Raw genomic sequence first — 17,754 nt, 5'->3', positions numbered from 1 at the left:
GCAGGGTATGTCCGACGAAGCAGCGCCGTACGCTTCGGCCCAGGCGTACCGACAGATGAGGAAGACGCACACGTGAATCGAAGCGCGACGCCACCACCGCGACGGGCCGACGGCTGGATCACCGCTCCGCAGCGCGGGACCGCACCGGCCGTGCGGCTCTTCTGTCTCCCTTACGCCGGGGGCGCCGCCTCCGCCTACGCCCGGTGGCCCGCCTCCTTCGGCGGCGAGGTGGAGGTCTGCGGCATAGAACTCCCCGGGCGTCAGTCACGTTTCGGCGAACAGCCCTATACCCGGATGGGGACGCTGGTCGACGCCCTGGCCTCGGCGATCGAACCCGAACTCGGTCTGCCCTACGCCCTCTTCGGACACAGCATGGGATCGCTGGTGGCGTTCGAGCTGGCACGTGAGCTGCGCCGTCGGGGTATCACCGGGCCACAGGTCCTCTTCGTGTCCGGCGGCCCCGCCCCGCAGTCGCGACAGGCACGGCCCCGGGTCCACGACCGGGAGGACGCGGTCGTGATCGACAGGATGCGTTCACTGGGCGGGATCTCCGAGGAGATCCTCGCGGAGAGGGAACTCATGGAACTCCTGCTGCCGACGATCCGGGCGGACTTCGAGCTCATCGACACGTACGCCTACCGTCCGGGTCTCCCGCTCGCATGCCCGGTGGTCGCCTTCTCCGGAACGGAGGACCGGGATGTGCCGGCCGCCCGGGTGCGCCTCTGGGGAGAACACACATCGGCCGCCTTCAGCCACCACGAGTTGCCGGGCGACCACTTCTTCCTGCGCAGCGCGCAGGAGCAGCTCCTGCGGCGGGTCCGCGCGTCGCTGGCTGAGGCGTGCGCCCCCGAAGGCCGGTCGGGCGGAACCGAACCCGGTCCCGCCCCCGCGTAGTCGGCAGCCACTGACCGCACCGCGCACTCCCCGCCGATCAGGGCCGGGGACGGTCCAGACCCCAGGTCTGCAGCACGAACGCCCGTTCCTTCTCCGAGCCCTCGATCAGCGGCAGGTCGAGCAGTGCGAAGCCCGCCTTGCGGGCGACGGCGACGCTGGCGGTGTTGTCGGCCTCCAGTTCCAGGATGACCTGATCCACGCCCAGCTGCTCGAAGGCGTAGGCGGCCATCACGCGCACCGCCCGTGCCGCGAGCCCTTGACCGCGGTGTGCGGGACCGACCGTGTACCCGATCTCCGTTCCCTCGGGGGCGCGACGCAGCATCACCTCGCCGAGCGGGGCCCCGCCGTCGACGGTGATGGCGAGGAGGATCGTCGTGCCCTCCTCGCGCAGCTGCCGCGCCCGCCCAAGGCGATTGCGGGCCGCGGTGTCGTCGAAGGGGGAGACGATCGGGGTCCAGTACGCGGTGTCCGGGTCGTCGAATAGCGCGGGCATCGCCGTCAGGTCCCCCTCCGACCAGTCGCGGAGAAGGAGACCCTCACCCTGGAGTTCGAGCCGTTCGGGCAGGGACGACGTGATGCTGCTCATGCTGGGGACCCTTCCTGGCCTGTACAGGACGCCGAAGGATATCCGGGGCGACGCGGCGGGCGCGCATCGTTTTCGTCGTCTGATCACACCCGGCCCGGCGGATCGCGGGTGGGTCGCCCGAGGTGCCCCGGCCCAGCGGTGGCGCACGGCCCGCTCCCGGAGGCACCGTGGATGGATGAACCCGCCCGTCACCGTTCACCACCTGAGCCCGGACGGCGGCCGCCGCGTTTCCGTGCGGAGTTCCGCCGACACCCACATCCTCGGCATCGCGTACAGCGACCGCGATGTCGTCGAGTTCCTGCGCCGTGCGGGGATCGAGGACCCCGACCTGTTGCTCGACGACCCCGCGTGGGTCAGGTGGCGCGGCGGCAGGCCGCACGAATGGGCCGCCGCGTAGACGCCGGGCCGGCGCCCTCGCGGGACCCGGCGGTGTCGCCCGCCGGGCAGGTCCGGGGGCGATGTGTGTCGCCTCGGCCACGAACGGTCGGCCATCGGCCCCGGAAACCCGCCCGGTCCGAAGTCAGGTGCGACGCGCGAGCCGCCCGGTCAGCGGCGACCGGACGCGGCGCAGCGTACGCAGGTGCTCGCCGCCGGGCGTACCAGCAGGCGTTCTTCGGGGATCGGCCCGCAGCAGTCCTCGCACAGCCCGTACACGCCCTCGTCCAGCCGCTGCGCCGCCCGGTCCAGATCGTCCAGGTGACTGAGGGCCTGTGTCCGCAGCGACGCGATGTGGGAACGCTCGAAGGCCGTGTTCGCCCCCTCCGGGTCATGCTCGTCATCGATGGCCACCAGGGCGTTCGCCTCCACGATCCCGTCGTACTCGCGGCTCAGGGAGGCGATGCGCCCAAGCGTGTCAGCACGCTCGGCCGCCAGACGGGCACGCACGTGCTCGGGACCCATCGGTGAGGGGGATCCGAGGCTCGACGAATCACTCATCCCACGGACAACTCAGCATTCGGTGAGAATATTCCGGGCGTTTCGGGATGATTCACCGGTCAGCCTCGGGCAAGGACGGCGGTGCGGTCATACGTCGACGAGGCGCCCGTACGACGCCTGATGGCACACCCTTCGCCGCTGCGCCGCCTCCGCCTCCGCCTCGGGGTCGTGATGCGCCGTACGCGCCACCACCCGCGGCCGGAGACCGGGACCGTCCTGACGGAAGGGCGCGGAGACGGGGCACGGATGCCGCCCAGAGCACTCCTTACCGCGGGGTAGCCTTTGGGACCCGGACCGCCGACCCAGCCCCAGGAGTCCCCCATGGCACGCGTCGTCCGCCGCACCACCGGTTCACCCCTCGCGCTCGCAGGCGTCCTGGCCGCGGCCGGGGTCGCGCACTTCGCCGTCCCGCGGCCGTTCGACTCGATCGTGCCGCGCGCCCTCCCCGGCAGCCCCAGGGTCTGGACCAGGGTCAGCGGCGTCGTGGAGCTGACGCTGGCGGCGGGGCTCGCCGTGCCCCGCACCCGGAGTCTCAGCGCCCGGGCGACCGCACTCTTCTTCGTCGGCGTCTTCCCCGCCAACGTGCAGATGGCGTACGACTGGCGCGACCGTCCGGCACCGGCGCGAGCACTGGCCTTCGGGCGGCTCCCCCTGCAGATCCCCCTGTACCTGTGGGCCCGAGCAGCGGGTCGTTCCGCAGCCGTGCGGTAGTTCCCGGCCCCGGGCCGTCCGAGGCCGTACGACGCGGCCGCCGCACACCGCGTGCCCGTCCCCCACGGCAGCCGGCCCCGGGCACCCGGCAGCCCATTCGAGCTCCGCGCGCCCGGGACGAACGCGACGCCGGGGCGGTCAGTCCTCGGTGAATTCCCTCTTGGCGCAGATCTCGCCGGGACCGTTCCAGCAGATCTTCATCAGGTACTTGGCCGCGTAGGGGACGACGTTGTAGTCGAAGTACCCGCAACCGGCGTCACCGCCGTCCGCCTTCGTCTCCTTGAGCTGCCAGCCGCCGATGTAGACGTACAGCTTTCCCGTCACGCCGTGCCCGTCGGCGCGCGTGTCGCAGACCCTGAACGTGTCGGGGTCCGGATCCAGGTGCGTCATCGTGCCGAGTGAATGGCCGTCGATGTCGGACAGGAACAGCGTGATGTCGGCCGCACTGGCGGAACCGGATGTTCCCATCACCAACGCGAACGCCGCGCCGCCTGCCAACGCGGCACGCGAGAACCATGACTTCACCGCGGGATCACCTCCAGGGTTTTCGGGTGTGAACGGAAGGTCACAGTTAAGCGCAGCCGCCGCCCGCACCGTGAGGCGCCCCCATGTACCGCCCCCGCAAGCGCAGTTGCGGGGGCGGCGCCTGCACCCCGGAGTGCTGGAGCACAAGGTCGGTCGCCGGACCGCCGCCCCGGACACCGTCCGGAACCGGGTGGCGTACGGTCGCACGCGATGTCTCGGAAAGTGCGACGCCCAGTCGGCCGAGGACTGGCGTATGACCAGGGGTGCACCGTGACGCGCCGGCGGATCGCCGTGCGCCGGGACCCCAGGAGGTTGTGCTCGGGCGAACGGGTGGAATCCGGCCTGCCGAAGCCCTGGTTTCGGCGGGCACCGGGCATGGTGTGGGCCGTGTGCGTCCAGCCGGTGGACACTGACGCGATGACCGAGTACGAACGGGCGCGGACGATGCCCGCCCTGCCCGAGCACACCTTCGACCAGGCTGCCGACGTGGACGAGCTGAACGCCTGGCTGCCACAGGGTCTGAACCTGGAGACGGGCGAACTGCCGTCCGTCACCGTGCAGGAAGGCGCGACGCACCGGGACGTCCCCGCCATCCTGCACGTCCACTCCGAGCGGATGAGGCTCGAATGGGGCTCACGTGACGAGGGGGGCTACACGGGTTGGCTCCAGGTCACCGATACCGGCTCCGGAGTCAGCGAGGTGACCGTCCACCTGTCGTTCACCGACGGGAGTCACGACCCCGGGGAGCAGGCCGTCCACGCCGCGCTCGACGGCAGTCTCGAACGGCTGGAGGAGCAGGTGCGGCTTCGCATCGACAACGTGGCCGGCTGACCGGAGTGCCGGACACCACCCCGGGGGGAGTCGTCCGGGCGACGAGGCACGGGACCTGGGTGGAGCACCCGACCGAACTCTGCGTCATCGCCTCGCTGATGGGCGCGGGACTCGCGATCAACAGGCCCTTCGGCCGTCGGCCCTGGGTCACCGCCTGGCGTCTGCTCGGCATCGCGATGCCGCTCACCATCGCCGTCACCGCTCTCGCCGCCTGGTGGCTGCTGGTTGGCCGCCGTATGTCGCCCTCCTCGTCGCGGCGGTGCTGGCACCGACCGACCCCGTGCTCGCCTCCGAGGTACGCGTGGGTGAGCCGACCGATGACGAGGACGAGGTGCGCTTCGCCCTCACGAGCGAGGCGGGGCTCAACGACGGGCTCGCTTTCCCGTTCGTCCTCGCCGCCCTCGCGGTGGGAGCCTCGGGCCGGACCTGGTCGGCGGACTGGATCGTGCAGTGGGCCTGGAGCGACGTGCTCGTACGACTCGTGATGGGCGTGGCCGTGGGGGTCGGCACGGGACTGCTTCTCGGACGCGTCCTCTTCCACGCCGGCGCGGCACCGCTTCGGCTCGCCGAGCACGGTGAGGGATTCGTGGCTCTCGCGGCGACCCTCACCTCGTACGGCCTCGCCGAATCGCTCCACGGTTACGGCTTCCTCGCCGTCTTTGCCGCCGCGTGCACCCTGCGCAGGTGCGAGCGGGGTCACGACTACCACCAGGTCCTGCACGAGTTCATCGAGCAGATAGAGAGGCTGCTGATGACGGTGCTCCTGTTCGCGACGGGGGCCTTCATCGCGACGGGCGCGCTGACCCACCTCACGTGGCAGGGTGCCGCTACCGGTCTGCTGCTCCACCTGCTGATCCGGCCGCTGACCGCCTGGCTCGCGCTGCTGCGAGGAGCGGGGGCGTGCAAGGAGCGTCTGGTGACGGCGTTCTTCGGCATTCGGGGCATCGGGTACGTCTCGGCCTGGTGTGGCGAGGCGTCTTCGTTCCGCTCAGGGGGGTCAGGCCGTGCCGAGGCCGTTCAGGAGTGTGGAGGCGACGAGGTCCGCCGCCTGCGGAGGGTCCAGGTCGGGGAACCGGTGGGCGACAGTGTCGACGAGCTGGTCGAGAAGGCTCCGCGCCCAGACCGCCTCGACGTCGGCGCGCAGGTATCCCTCGTCCAGCGCGCGGCGGATGAAGGAGTCGAGGCGTGCGCTCTGCTCCAGCCGACGGGTACGGGCAGAGGGATCGTTCTGCATCAAGCGGCGAGTGTCGAGAGGCCATTCGCGACTGACGGGGATGATCCCCTCCAGGTAGCGGTGGAGGGCGACCGGCAGGGGTGCCTCCACTAGGCGGGCCTCATCCAGGACACGCTCGGAGGAATCGAGCTTGGCCTGGAAGACGGCGCTGAGCAGGGCTTCACGGTTCGCGAAGCGCCGGTGGACGGTGGTTCGGTCGACTCCGGCGGCGGCGGCGATGGCCGACATGGAGGTGCCCGGGTCCTCGGCCAGGAGCCGAGCTCCGGCATGGAGGACCGCGGTCAGATTGCGTGCGGCGTCAGCTCTCATGGTCCGGCGATCCTATCCCTTCGGGTCACTTAAATCGATATCGTCCCACCGTGAGATGCAACACGCTACTGTTCTGCATCTCTGCTGTTGCATTTGTGTCCGTTTCATCTACGGTTAAGTTGCTGACCTACTCGAGGTGCTGAACGAGACGAAACGAGGAACATTCAATGGCACGGACTTGGCTGATCACTGGGGGTTCGCAGGGCCTGGGCAAGTCTCTCGTGCTCGCGGCCCTGGAGGCCGGCGACAACGTCGTGGTGACCTCCCGCAAGCCTGAGACGCCGGCTTCTCTGAAGGCCGAGAACCCCGAACACCTTCAGACGGTGGTGCTGGACGTCACCTCCGCGTCCCAGTCCCGGGACGTTGTGGCCACTGCGGTAGACCGGTTCGGTTCCGTGGACGTCGTGGTGAACAACGCCGGCTACGCAACCAGCGGCTCGATCGAGGACTTCCCCGAGGACGAGTTCCGCGCGCAGATCGACGTCAACCTGTACGGCGTGGTCAACGTGACCAGGGCTGTCCTGCCGGTCATGCGCCGCCAGCGGTCCGGACACATCGTGCAGATCTCTTCCATCGGCGGACGCGTGGGCGGAACGCCGGGGCTGAGCGCCTACCAGACCGCCAAGTTTGCCGTCGAGGGATTCTCCGAAGCCCTGGCGAACGAGGTGGCACCGTTCGGGATCGAGGTCACCATTGTCGAGCCGGGTGGCATCCGTACCGGCTGGGCCGCGGGTGCTGCGGAGCCTTCGGGCCCCATCACCCCTGACTACGAGGAGACCGTGGGTCAGTGGCTGGCCCGGTTCGCGGAGTACGCCGGCAACGAGCCCGGTGACCCTGACCGCATGGCCCGCGCGATCATCGGAGCCGTGGACGCCGAGGAGCCCCCGCGCCGCCTGCTACTCGGCAGCGACGCCCTTGGCATCGCCATCGCCTCGGAAGAAGGCCGCCTCGCCGAGGCCAACAAGTGGGCCGAGGTCAGCCGTTCCACGGACTACCCCTCTGCCTGAGAGCGCCGCGGGCAAAGGGCGCGCGCCGGTCGAAACCCGCGCCGTGCCCGCCGCATCGACCCCAGCAACGGTCCGCCCCTCGAGCAGACCACCGATTCCTGCAGAGGTGAGAAGCAGTGAGCAAGACCTTTCTGATAGCCGGTGCCGCGGGGGGCCTAGGCGGCCGCATTGTCGAGGCGGCGCTCGCCGCCGGCCACAACGTGATGGCAACTGACCTGTCACCCGACGCCGTGCCCGTCCCCGACGAGCACCGCGAGCGACTGCGTATACGCGCCATGGACGTTACCGATCCGGCCTCCGCCCGTGGCGCCGTCGCCCACGCGGTTGCCGAGTTCGGCGCCATCGACGTCCTCGTGAACAGCGCCGGCGCCCGAAGCGTCGGCTCCATCGAGGACATGTCCGAGGATGAGTTTCACAGCGATGTGAACGTCAACTTCTTCGGCGCCGTCAACACGGTGCGCGCCGTACTTCCGGTGATGCGCCCGCGTCGTTCGGGCAGCATCATCAACCTCTCCACCATCGGCGGCCGCCGCAACCAGCCCGGTCTAGGCGCCTACCAGTCGTCGAAGTGGGCACTGGGCGGATTTACCGAGATCCTCGCGCGTGAGGTCGCCCCCGTCGGGATCCGCGTCACACTCCTGGAACCGGGCGGCATCCGAACCCCCTGGGCAGCAGCCCCCATGCCCGTGCCGGACATCCACGAGGAGTACGAGGAAACAGTCGGCGTCTTCGCCCGCACCTACAACAACAACCCTGACGTGCAGCGTGGTGACCCGGTCAAGATGGCCGCCGTGATCCTGCGCCTTACCGAGGAGCCGGCGCCTCCGACGCGGCTGCTGCTGGGCTCCGACGCTGCCTGGCTCGCCCCGCAGATCGCCGAGGCACGCGCCGCCGAGGACGCCGCCTGGCGCGAGGTCAGCGCCTCCACCGACCGCGACGGACTCGGAGACTTCGCCGACTCAGCAGTCGCCCGAATGGTCCGCCCGCCCACGAGGAACTGACCACAGCTGGACTGCCAGCCAGGCGTGCCGCCCAACGGCATTCGCTCCCGCAGAACGGCTGGCACCACCACCACTGCGACCTTCGACGCGCCGTTACAGCAGGCCCCAGAGCCGGTCCGGCTTGCCTCCGCAGCACGTCGCACAAGACCCGATCGAGACCCATCAGCGCGCGTATGCCCTGATCTCCCCATCTCCTCCCCCCTTATGCACGCGAAGGAACGACAGACATGACTGTGCGTAACAAGCTGTACATCGGTGGTTCCTGGATCGCTCCCAGTGACCCAGGCTTGACCCTCGAGATCCTCTCCCCCCACGACCAATCGGTCCTCGGCCGTGTGGCGCAGGCCGCACCGGCCGACGTTGACAAGGCTGTCGTCGCGGCCCGCGCCGCCTTCGACCACGGCCCGTGGCCCCACACCACGCCGGAGGAACGCCAGGAGGTCGTCCGCCGCTACGACGCCCTGCGTACCGCCCGCGCAGACGAAATTTCTGCGGCCATCTCCGCGGAAAACGGTTCCGCCGGCTGGTTCACCAAGGTCGGGCAGCCCTTCCTGACCCGCCAGGTCAATGCCTACCTCAAGGCAGCTGAGGAGTTCGGCTGGGAAGAGCTCGTCGCACCCTCCGACCCGTCGGTGGCCTTTGACACCATCGTGCGCCGCGAGGCGATCGGCGTGGTTGCCGCAGTGATCCCCTGGAACTCGCCTTTCTCCGCGGCCACTGCCAAGCTGATCCCGGCTCTCCTGGCCGGCAACACCGTCGTGTTGAAGGTCTCCCCGGAGAACTCGCTGAGTATGGCCTTGCTGGCGGACCTCTGGCACGAAGCCGGCCTGCCCCAGGGCGTGCTCAGTGTCCTTCCGGCGGACCGTGAGACCAGTGAGTACCTCGTCTCGCACGCCGGGGTGGACAAGATCTCCTTCACCGGCTCGACGCGAGCCGGCCGGCGAATCGCGTCCATCGCAGGTGAGCAGCTCAAGCGCGTAGGCCTGGAACTGGGCGGCAAGTCCGCTGCCCTGATCCTGGACGACGCGGACCTCACCGCCGCGATGCAAGGTCTACGATTCGGCTCGCTCGGTAACAACGGTGAGGCATGCATCTTGCAGACCCGCATCCTGGCCCCCCGCAGCCGCTACGAAGAGGTCGTGGCAGCCGTCAAGGACATGGTCGAGTCACTGAAGGTCGGCGACCCCGCCGCACCCGACACCTTCATCGGCCCGATGATCCGCCGCGACCAGCAGCAGCGTGTCATCGACTACATCAACATCGGCATCGAGGATGGCGCGCGGCTGGTGACCGGCGGACCGCAGGTCCCCAAGGGGCTCGAAAAGGGCAACTACGTCACCCCGACCGTCTTCGCCGACGTCGACAACAGCATGCGCATCGCGCAGGAGGAGATCTTCGGCCCGGTTCTGGTCGTCATCGCCTACGACGACGAGGACGACGCTGTCCGCATCGCCAACGACTCCGAGTACGGACTGTCCGGCGGCATCTGGACTTCTGATCCCGACCGCGCCCTGGACATCGCCCGACGCCTGCGCACCGGCACGGTCACGCTGAACGGATCACCAATCAGCTTCGACGGACCTTTCGGCGGATACAAGGCGAGCGGTCTCGGCCGTGAGTACGGCAAGGTCGGCCTGACCGGCTACGTCGAGCACAAGTCGATCACCCGCACCCGGTAGTCACGCTCCATCGGGACGGCCCTCAAGCACACGGGGCCCGTCCCACCTCAGCGCCGGTCCAACCGGCCTCTCCCCACAGCCCGTGCCCCCGCCTGCACCACTACTGCACCCAGTGGCCGAGACCAGTGGCCGGCATGAGCCCGCCGTGGGTCTCCTCCCCAAGTACCCGCAACGCGGGCCATACCGCCGCCGCCCTAAGACCGTGTCCTATGTGGTGACGCGGACGAGCCGTTTGTAGCAGCAGAGGGTGGCGGCGAGGCCGTGAGGCGACCCCGGTGGTGTGGACACTCTGACAATGGATCTTGCAGATCCGAGGAAGAGTGTCCTGGTGGGACGGAAGTCTCCGTATCCGGCGGAGTTCAGGAACGATGCCGTCGCGCTGTATCGCGCGGCGGGTGGGAAGCGCACGTATGCGGCGGTGGCGGCGGATGTTGGGGTAACCGGCGAGACGCTGCGCAGTTGGGTACGCGAGGCCGATGAGCAGGCGGGCCGCGGGAACCGTAAGCGCGTCGAGCGGCTCATGCGCGAGCACGGGCTGGAGGGCCTCCATCTGCGGGCCGTAGACGCACCACGGTTCCGGACCGCTTCGCACCCCCTGCCCCGGACCTCGTCCAACGTGACTTCTCCGCCGGGCAGCTGGACGAGAAGTGGTGCGGTGACATCACGTATGTTTCAGGTCGGCGGGTCGTGGCTGTATCTCGCCTGCGTCCTGGACATCTGCTCACGCCGGGTGCTCGGCTACTCGACGGCCACGCACATGCGGGCCGAGCTGGTCATCGAAGCCCTCAAGATGGCGGTGGCGGCCCGCGGCGGCCACGTGGACGGCGTGATCTTTCATGCCGACAGGGGCTCGCATTACACCGCTGCCGCGTTCGCACAGGTCTGCGACGGCTTCGGGATCCGCAGGAGCATGGGCCGCGTGGGGTCGAGTTGCCACAACGCCCTCGCCGAGTCGTCTGGCAGGGACTCAAGAGGGAGACGATTCACCAGAGGCTGTTCTCGACGATGCGTCAGGCGAGGCTGGAAATCTTCCAGTGGTTGACCTACGACAACGCCCGCAGACGCCACAGTGCCCTCAACTACCTCTCACCGGTGGAGTTCGAACAGCAGCATCTGCGAGCAGCTAAACTCTCAATCGCGGCATGAGCCCCTGTGTCCACACCCAGGCGTCAGGGCTGCGGTCAGCTTGGACCACACAGTGCGGTACGAACACTGCTCGAACAGCGCGAGAGCGAGCACGAAGTACACCACCACCCGCGAAGGCAGCAACCGCAGACGCTTCTCGCGCCGACCGGTCTCCTCCAGCATCGCGTCCACCAGCGCGAAGTCCACGATCTGGGTCGACTCCCCCCAGATGACCCGGCGCGAACACACCCCGGGCTGTCTCGATCGTCGACGTGATGACAGACTTCTGCTGCAACGGGACCCCTGACCTTGATCGACTTTCTTCGCCGATCGTTGATCTATCAGGTGGTCCCGTTGCGCTGTTCAGAAGGGCTTGACGTACAGCTCAGGGGCCAAATGCAACGGTGTTGCCGAAGACCGTGCAAGGTGATCTTCGGCTCCGGTGGCCCGTGGACCAATCGCGGCACACCGTGAAACGACTGCTGACGACTGCCGGCGTACGGCGTTGACCGATGCCGCGCCGCGATGCGGCGTTCCCGGCGTACTGACGCTCCCGGAAGGGCGTGCGTCAGTTCCGCAGAGCGGACGGCGTGAGCTTCTGCGCGGTGCTGCAGTGCACCCTGCGCCGGTGTCGCCGGAGTTGCACCAGTGTCACCACGAGCAGCAGGGTGAACACCACCAGGAGGAGCCCCGCGATCTCCAGTTGTCCGCCGCTCGCCGCTCCGGCCCGCCCCTGGGTGAGCAGACCCAGCAGGGAGAGCGAAGCACCCACCAGGTAGACGGAGCGCACGCGCCGCAACTGTCGCAGTGCACGGGGGGCGAGGGCCAGACGCTTCATCGATGCCATGTGCGCCGTCTACCCTGAACGGGACTCGCCAGACACGGAGTTGCGGAGCCCGGAGGATTGTCGTCGCCGGGCGGTCGCAGAAGTGTCCGGGACTCCCGGAGAGTCCCGGACACCGATGACGAAGGCGCTCCGACGGGTGCGCGCTCAGCCCTCCACGGGGTGGCCGCCGTCGCCCTCGACGACGACGCGGTCCTCGCCCGCCTCGGCGGAACGCTCGACCATCGTGACGTCGACCTCGCCGTCGCCGGTGGTGTCGAACTGATACAGGTCGGGCTTGCCGTCGCCGGTGGTGTCCGTCATCCAGACGTCGGGCTTGCCGTCGCCGTTGGCGTCGGCCGCCAGAACCATGTGGTGCTCATTGCCGCGTGTCTCCACAAGCTCTTCGCTTTTGTCCATGAGGGCCGCGTGCCCGGGTCCCGCCGACCGAAACTCGGTGGTGGGCCGACCCGGCCGGACGTCACCCCTTCTCCAGGACCGCCGGGTCGACGATGTCGTCGACGGGCGGCTCCTGGGCGTCGACCTTCTGGTTGTAGTCGCTGAACACGGCTTCCCCCGGCTCCTCCCCACCCTCGGTGACCGTCTTGAGGATGTACGGCTCGCCGTCCGTGGCCACGTACATGGTGACCTTCTCGCCGTCTCGCTGCCTCTTCTCCAGCGTCAGGGCCCGCTTGCCTCCGACAGTGGTCACGGCGCCCCTGGTCATGCCTGTGCGTTCGGATGTGTCACTGTCCAGGGCGGCGAGGAACGACTGCTTGTCGCACATGCCCTGGGCACCGGCACGCCCCGCCGGTGACTTCATCCATTTCCCCTGCAGCTCGCGCATGACTCTGTCCGTGCCCGGGCGGCCTCGCAGGGAGTTCTCCCAGAAGGCACGGTCACCCTTCACGTAGAGGTCGCGCCCGGCCCGGACGATGTCCGCCTGCGCGTGCCGACCCTCCAAGGACCCTCTGCAGTGGTCCTGCAGGTCGACCCGGAAGTCCACTGCGACCTCGTCCCCGCCCGACTGGCGGCTGATGCCCTTCACCCGCAAGGACTGCGCTCCCTGGGTGGCCCGCACGGCGTCCGCGGCGATCCGGTCCGCGCTCTTCCCGTCGAACGCCCGCTCAGCACCCCCCTCGTCGCCGCATCCCGTGATGGCCGCCGCGCCCGCGCACAGTGCCGCGGCCATGACGGTCGCAGTCTTCGCATTCATCGAGGAACCCCTCCCTGGGTAGCCGGCCGGCCCTGCCGAGGGCCACGAGGGCGGGTTACCTCAAAATGAGGCCGGAAACCGGAAAGGGGCCGGCCGAAGAGACTTCGGCCGGCCCCTTTCCGGGCAGCACTGTGCGGTCAGACGCGGCGGTGGCCCGTGTAGTAGCCGCCGACCCGGTCGTGGTACCCGGCGTCGCCGACGTGCTTGTCCTTGTCGAACTCGGGTGAGTCCTTGATCTGGTCCTTGGTGAGGTCGACGAAGACCTTCCGCTCGGCCTGGTCCACGGTACGCACGGTGCCCGCGGGGAGCAGCACGTGCTTCCCGAAGATCCAGACTCCGGTGTCGACCACGAGGTAGGCGGAGTTCACCTCGTCGGAGTGCTTGTCGACCTTGCCGATGGTGCCGTCGGTGGCTTCGACCTTGTAGCCGATCAGGTCGTCGCCGGCGGTGTGACCGGCGGTCGGCTGGTAACCCCAGATGTTGTCGGTCATAAGGTGCTCCCTATGGGAATTCGAATGTCCACCGATTTCTCGATTGCCCATCGCTTCATCGGTGGAATCGGATCGAGCGACCGCGAAGGAAACCGGCGATTCACTCTCAGGAATCCGCGTGCCCTCGGTTCGGAGCCTCACACATCGCACACTGAATAAATGCCGCCCGATGCGGAAATAGCGAGGGCGCGCATTTCCGGAGACGGCGGCCGGTCTCATGTTCCGGGTGCCCCGAAATACGACCGCCAGCGCTTTCATCGCGCGTTTTCCTTGCCTCGGGGCCGACGAAGTCCCCGAGCGGCGGACACACGGGAGCGGGCCGCGACCATGTGCGTCGCGGCCCGCCCCAAGTACTGCGCTCCTGGAGTCCGGTCCGCCTGTGCCGTCAGCGGATTCTCACCCGCCTCCCCCGCAGTCCGTTCCGGGCGAATCGTCGAGCGCGCAAGCGGATGAACGGTGATCGAGGGTCACCCGTGGTATTCGCGCGGTGCGCAGACGGTTGCGCGCTGCCCCCGTCGGCGTACCGGTCAGCCCTGAGCGGGAAAAAGCGTCAGGAGACGGTTCTTCTGGTGCTCGCCGAGACCCCGGACGCGACGCGTCTCGGAGATTCCGTACTCCCGGAGGATCTGTCCTGCCCGGATCTTGCCGATGCGGGGAAGTGATTCCAGGAGGCGTCGGACGGATGTCCTGGCCACGACCGGGTCGTCGCGTCTGAACACGTCCTGGAGGGAGATCCTGCCTGCCTTGAGCTCGGCCAGGAGCTCGGCACGCTCCTGGCGTACGGCGATGGCCCTCTTCAGCGCACTCCTGCGGGCCTCGGCTGTCAGATGGGGCAGAGTCACGGCGTGGTTTCCCCTCTTCGTGTCGGGTCGGACACGACGGCTCGTCACGTCGCACCGTCGGACCTGGTGCTTCTGCTAGTGCCCGTGTACGGCCCCGATATGACCCCGTGTCGATTCACGCCGCGACATCGCCCTCACCGGCCGCTCCCCGAGGACGACCGCGCGCGTTCCCGGCCGCCGCAGGGACCGGGAACGCGCGCGTGCTCAGTGGCCGCGCACCCTACGCCGAAGAGCCGGCCGGTGAGGCCTGGACCTCCGGGTCCTGCGCCGGCTCGGCGAGCTGCTCGCGCAGGTAGTTCCAGACGACGGCGATCAGTGCGGCGACGGGCACGGCGAGCAGGCTGCCCACGATGCCGGCCAGGCTTCCGCCCAACGTCACCGCCAGCAGGACCACCGCGGCGTGCAGGCCGAGTCCCCGGCTCTGGATCATGGGCTGGAACACGTTGCCCTCCAGCTGCTGCACCACCACGATGACCGCCAGCACGATCAGGGCGTCGGTCAGTCCGTTCGACACCAGGGCGATGAGCACCGCGACGAAGCCCGCGAACAGCGCACCCACGATCGGCACGAACGCGGAGACGAAGGTGAGCACCGCCAGGGGGAGCACGAGCGGCACCCCGACGATCCACAGGCCGAGGCCGATGAGAACCGCGTCGAGCAGACCGACGTATGCCTGGGAGCGGACGAATTCACCCAGGGTCGCCCAGCCGCGTGCCGCGACGGCCGGCACGTCCGCGGCGAGCCGCCCGGGCAGCTGACGGGCGAGCCAGGGGAGGAAGCGGGGGCCGTCCTTGAGCATGAAGAACATCAGGAAGACCGCCAGGACGGCGGTCACCACACCGTTGACCACGGTACTCACCCCGGTGACGACGGTGGTGACCATGCTTCCGATGCTGTCCTGGATGCGACTCGTCGCCGAATCGAACGCGCCGGTGATCTGATCGTCGCCGATGTTCAGCGGAGGCCCGGAGGCCCACTCCCTCAGCCGTTGGATGCCTTCGACCACGCCGTCGGCGAGTTCACCGGACTGCGAGGCCACCGGCACCGCGATGAGCGCCGCGACCCCCGCGGCCACCAGGAGGAACACCACCGTCACCATGGAGGCCGCGAGGGCCGGTGGCCACCCGCGCCGACGCAGGTGGCGCGTGACGGGCCACGTCAGCGTGGTGAGCAACAGAGCGACTATCAGCGGCCAGACGACCGACCACATGCGGCCCAGCAGCCACACTGCCGCCGCGGCCATGACAAGGACCACCAGCATCTCTCCGGAGACCCGCGCCGAGACGCGGAGAGCCGCGCGGGTCTTGGTCGAGCTCAACGTGTCAGACATGCGGGTCACCCTATTCGCCCGGCCCACACCTTCGGACCGGGCCCGGATCGGGGAGCGCGGACGCGGGCGCCGCCCGGCGGAGAGCCTCTGCCGGCCACCGTTCCCAGTCCCCCGGCGCAGCACGCCTGCCCATGGGGGCCGAATCGCACGCTCCGGCCGGATGCCCGGCACACGGATCGGTGAAATGTCATGCGCCCACCGCATCCGGGGCGCGACGCGCGCCCGCACGGGTACACACGGCGCATGCAGACCTTTCTTCCGTTCCCGGACTTCACGGCATCCGCCGTCGCCCTGGACCCCAAGAGGCTGGGCAAGCAGCGCGTCGAGGCCATGCAGGTGCTCCGAGGCCTGACCGTGCCGGGTTACGGATGGCGCAGACACCCCGCGGTCCGCATGTGGGCGGGCCACGAGGAGGCCCTGGTCCGGTACGGGTTGGACATCTGCGAGGTGTGGACACAGGACGGGCACGCCGACACCTGTGCGGTCACCCTGCTCCACGACTTCACGGCCTGGAAGCCGGGCGCGACGGTCCGCCCCCAGGCCACGCTCGGGGCGGACGGAGACCTCCCCGACTGGCTCGGGCGGCTGGACTTCCACCGCAGCCACCAGTCGGCACTGCTCCGCAAGGATCCGGCCTACTACCGCAGGCGCTTCCCGGACGTGGAGGACGACTTGCCGTACGTGTGGCCGAAGTCGGACCGCGATCCGGAAGCCGGGCCCGGCCTGCTCTGACTCGGAGTGGCGGGCGTATCCCCGCATCGGACATCGGGCACGGGAGGGCCGTGGCCGACGGGAGCCCTTGAACAGCGGCTGCGCGGGCAGGCGCCGGGAGAGAGCCCCGTGCGTGATGCCCGTGAACGAAAGTTGCTGGTATAGATGTCTTCATCCCGTTTCCACCTGTCAACGGCTGACATCCACCGGGCGGACCGCGACCAGTCGCGCGGACTCGGCGGCGCCGCCCGCGCGTTGCACCGGGTACAGCCCATTCGCGCGGCCAGGGGTGAGCGTCGACCCTCGCGCCGCCCGCCCCGGTCGCGCGCGGCTCCGCGCGAACGATCCGGGGGCGCGGGGGCACACCGCCGTAGGCGGCGTACGCCGTCCTTCTCGCCCGCCGTCGTCGCTATCCCTCCCGTCACGGTGTCTCCCCCGGCGGGAAGCACTCGGCGGTGGCCTGCGGCGCGACCGCGGTCGAGGCCGCACAAGGTGTCTTCGCCGACCTCTTTCTGCTCGGCGTGACCGGCGGCCCTGACCACTCGGCCGGCCGTCGCCGTCGTTCCACTGCGACCGAGGGGCCCGGGTGTGTGTCCGGGTGCCGCGTCGGCGGGCGCGTCGTGGAGACTTGGGGACAAGGGCGGCGTCCGTCGCCCGCGAGGCGTCGCACGGCCGGAGCACGGCCGGTGCGGGCACAGGCGCTACGTCCCGCTCCGGCAGCGGACCGGGCAGACGAGGAGGACACGATCGACACCGCCGATGCGGGCCCGTACCCGCTGGACTCCGCCAGCGTCGTGAATGCGAAGGAGACCCTCTTCGAGCTCCTGGGCCGCGCGGGTGTCCCCCGGAGCGAGGCCGAGGAGCTCATCGCGCTCGTGCAGGCCGGGGCGATCGCGGACGCGCACAGCGAACTCTCCAGGGCCGACGCCGCCCCGGGTGACAGCGGGGAGCCGTACGGCAGGGGCTGGCACGCCGGCGCCCGTGCGGCCGCCGACGTCCTCGTCGGCATCGGCGAGCGTGCCCTGGAGCGGGCCATCGGCCCGGCCGCGACCGGAGCCGAGGAGAACGCGTCGCAAAGCCACCACCCCGTGGGGAAGGTGGACGTGGAACGCGCCAAGGTCGCCGTGGCACCCGTCTATCTCACCTTCAGCGGCAGCTCGGACCTCGACCCGGAGGTGTCGGACGAAGTCCTCACCGCGGTGCTCGGCACCATGAGCGTCGTGGGCCGTGTCGGGTACGCCGGACAGCTGGAGCAGTTCGCCGGCACCGAGCGGGAGCGGCTGGCCCGGTTGTACGCGCGATACGGGCCGAACAGCCACATCACTCTTCACGGCCGCTACTCCCTCCTCCACTCCCCCACCAGCATCGCCGTACTGGAGCGCCTCACCGTCACTCCGTCCGCGTTGCGCGCGGAGTGGGAGCACGCCGAGCTGCCACCGGCGTGGCTCACGGGTCTGTCGTCCGCATGGAGTGCGACGGAGGCTCCGCCGGGCTGACGCCGGC

At 69.5% G+C, this 17,754-nt stretch carries 19 protein-coding genes and 3 pseudogenes; 11 read left to right on the top strand and 11 right to left on the bottom strand.

Features of this window, described 5'->3' with window-relative positions; genetic code table 11:
- The first annotated feature begins 72 nt into the window (after positions 1-72).
- Positions 73-894 (top strand): thioesterase II family protein, encoded by an 822-nt coding sequence (locus ACFYY2_RS09195; RefSeq protein WP_388739211.1) that lies wholly within the window; start codon positions 73-75, stop codon positions 892-894.
- A 37-nt stretch (positions 895-931) separates the two neighbouring features.
- On the opposite strand, the gene ACFYY2_RS09190 is transcribed toward ACFYY2_RS09195, so the two are convergent.
- Positions 932-1,480, bottom strand: a complete 549-nt coding sequence (locus ACFYY2_RS09190) for a GNAT family N-acetyltransferase (RefSeq protein WP_388739208.1) — start codon at positions 1,478-1,480, stop codon at positions 932-934.
- Positions 1,481-1,655: 175 nt separating this feature from the next.
- On the opposite strand from ACFYY2_RS09190, the gene ACFYY2_RS09185 reads away from it, so the two are divergent.
- Positions 1,656-1,877 carry a hypothetical protein gene (locus ACFYY2_RS09185; RefSeq protein WP_388739205.1) on the top strand — a complete coding sequence of 74 codons (222 nt, stop codon included), beginning with the start codon at positions 1,656-1,658 and terminating at the stop codon, positions 1,875-1,877.
- 149 nt (positions 1,878-2,026) lie between these two features.
- Here ACFYY2_RS09185 and ACFYY2_RS09180 read toward each other — a convergent pair whose 3' ends face one another.
- On the bottom strand, positions 2,027-2,380 hold the full coding sequence (locus tag ACFYY2_RS09180; protein WP_388739202.1) for a TraR/DksA family transcriptional regulator: 354 nt from the start codon (positions 2,378-2,380) through the stop codon (positions 2,027-2,029).
- A gap of 357 nt (positions 2,381-2,737) precedes the next feature.
- Between ACFYY2_RS09180 and ACFYY2_RS09175 the strand changes: the two genes are divergently transcribed.
- Complete coding sequence (locus tag ACFYY2_RS09175; RefSeq protein WP_388739199.1) at positions 2,738-3,127, top strand: hypothetical protein; 390 nt, start codon at positions 2,738-2,740, stop codon at positions 3,125-3,127.
- Positions 3,128-3,265: 138 nt separating this feature from the next.
- Here ACFYY2_RS09175 and ACFYY2_RS09170 read toward each other — a convergent pair whose 3' ends face one another.
- A complete protein-coding gene (locus ACFYY2_RS09170; protein WP_388739196.1) occupies positions 3,266-3,652 on the bottom strand; it encodes a hypothetical protein in 387 nt (128 codons plus the stop codon).
- Positions 3,653-4,069: 417 nt separating this feature from the next.
- Here ACFYY2_RS09170 and ACFYY2_RS09165 point away from each other — a divergent pair, with 417 nt between their 5' ends.
- Both ACFYY2_RS09165 and ACFYY2_RS09160 read left to right on the top strand, forming a co-directional pair.
- Complete coding sequence (locus ACFYY2_RS09165) at positions 4,070-4,483, top strand: SRPBCC family protein (RefSeq protein WP_388739193.1); 414 nt, start codon at positions 4,070-4,072, stop codon at positions 4,481-4,483.
- Positions 4,484-4,539: 56 nt separating this feature from the next.
- Positions 4,540-5,432 (top strand): annotated as a pseudogene (locus ACFYY2_RS09160) (cation:proton antiporter); the annotation flags it as partial.
- Between the two features lie 48 nt (positions 5,433-5,480).
- Here ACFYY2_RS09160 and ACFYY2_RS09155 read toward each other — a convergent pair.
- On the bottom strand, positions 5,481-6,026 hold the full coding sequence (locus ACFYY2_RS09155; protein WP_388739191.1) for a TetR/AcrR family transcriptional regulator: 546 nt from the start codon (positions 6,024-6,026) through the stop codon (positions 5,481-5,483).
- Positions 6,027-6,193: 167 nt separating this feature from the next.
- On the opposite strand from ACFYY2_RS09155, the gene ACFYY2_RS09150 reads away from it, so the two are divergent.
- The 4 genes and pseudogenes from ACFYY2_RS09150 (at position 6,194) to ACFYY2_RS09135 (ending at position 10,859) form a co-directional block, all read left to right on the top strand.
- On the top strand, positions 6,194-7,033 hold the full coding sequence (locus ACFYY2_RS09150) for an oxidoreductase (protein ID WP_388739189.1): 840 nt from the start codon (positions 6,194-6,196) through the stop codon (positions 7,031-7,033).
- 116 nt (positions 7,034-7,149) lie between these two features.
- Positions 7,150-8,034, top strand: coding sequence for an SDR family NAD(P)-dependent oxidoreductase (locus ACFYY2_RS09145; protein ID WP_388739186.1), 885 nt, complete (start codon positions 7,150-7,152; stop codon positions 8,032-8,034).
- A 227-nt stretch (positions 8,035-8,261) separates the two neighbouring features.
- Entirely contained in the window at positions 8,262-9,713 is a 1,452-nt protein-coding gene (locus tag ACFYY2_RS09140; protein WP_388739183.1) for an aldehyde dehydrogenase, read from the top strand.
- 328 nt (positions 9,714-10,041) lie between these two features.
- Positions 10,042-10,859 (top strand): annotated as a pseudogene (locus tag ACFYY2_RS09135) (IS3 family transposase).
- Between the two features lie 3 nt (positions 10,860-10,862).
- On the opposite strand, the pseudogene ACFYY2_RS09130 reads toward ACFYY2_RS09135, so the two are convergent.
- From ACFYY2_RS09130 to ACFYY2_RS09100, 7 genes and pseudogenes are all read right to left on the bottom strand, one after another.
- Positions 10,863-11,169 (bottom strand): annotated as a pseudogene (locus tag ACFYY2_RS09130) (transposase domain-containing protein); the annotation flags it as partial.
- 237 nt (positions 11,170-11,406) lie between these two features.
- Entirely contained in the window at positions 11,407-11,685 is a 279-nt protein-coding gene (locus tag ACFYY2_RS09125; RefSeq protein WP_388739180.1) for a hypothetical protein, read from the bottom strand.
- A gap of 144 nt (positions 11,686-11,829) precedes the next feature.
- Positions 11,830-12,081 (bottom strand): hypothetical protein, encoded by a 252-nt coding sequence (locus ACFYY2_RS09120; RefSeq protein WP_388739178.1) that lies wholly within the window; start codon positions 12,079-12,081, stop codon positions 11,830-11,832.
- Positions 12,082-12,142: 61 nt separating this feature from the next.
- Positions 12,143-12,877 (bottom strand): hypothetical protein, encoded by a 735-nt coding sequence (locus tag ACFYY2_RS09115; protein ID WP_388739176.1) that lies wholly within the window; start codon positions 12,875-12,877, stop codon positions 12,143-12,145.
- A 137-nt stretch (positions 12,878-13,014) separates the two neighbouring features.
- Positions 13,015-13,368: a PRC-barrel domain-containing protein gene (locus ACFYY2_RS09110; protein WP_388739173.1), complete on the bottom strand. Its 354-nt coding sequence runs from the start codon at positions 13,366-13,368 to the stop codon at positions 13,015-13,017.
- Between the two features lie 527 nt (positions 13,369-13,895).
- Positions 13,896-14,210: an integration host factor, actinobacterial type gene (mihF, locus tag ACFYY2_RS09105; RefSeq protein ID WP_388739170.1), complete on the bottom strand. Its 315-nt coding sequence runs from the start codon at positions 14,208-14,210 to the stop codon at positions 13,896-13,898.
- A gap of 220 nt (positions 14,211-14,430) precedes the next feature.
- The gene (locus ACFYY2_RS09100) at positions 14,431-15,540 is read right to left on the bottom strand and encodes an AI-2E family transporter (protein ID WP_388739167.1); all 1,110 of its coding nucleotides are present in this window, start codon (positions 15,538-15,540) and stop codon (positions 14,431-14,433) included.
- A 243-nt stretch (positions 15,541-15,783) separates the two neighbouring features.
- On the opposite strand from ACFYY2_RS09100, the gene ACFYY2_RS09095 reads away from it, so the two are divergent.
- Entirely contained in the window at positions 15,784-16,272 is a 489-nt protein-coding gene (locus ACFYY2_RS09095; protein WP_388739164.1) for an MSMEG_6728 family protein, read from the top strand.
- A gap of 665 nt (positions 16,273-16,937) precedes the next feature.
- On the top strand, positions 16,938-17,747 hold the full coding sequence (locus ACFYY2_RS09090) for a hypothetical protein (protein WP_388739162.1): 810 nt from the start codon (positions 16,938-16,940) through the stop codon (positions 17,745-17,747).
- Positions 17,748-17,754 lie beyond the last annotated feature (7 nt).

This window comes from Streptomyces sp. NPDC001822, from assembly GCF_042892135.1.
GTDB lineage: Bacteria > Actinomycetota > Actinomycetes > Streptomycetales > Streptomycetaceae > Streptomyces.
The sequence above is the reverse complement of the archived record's forward strand: the minus strand, read 5'-3'. Positions and strand labels throughout refer to the sequence as shown.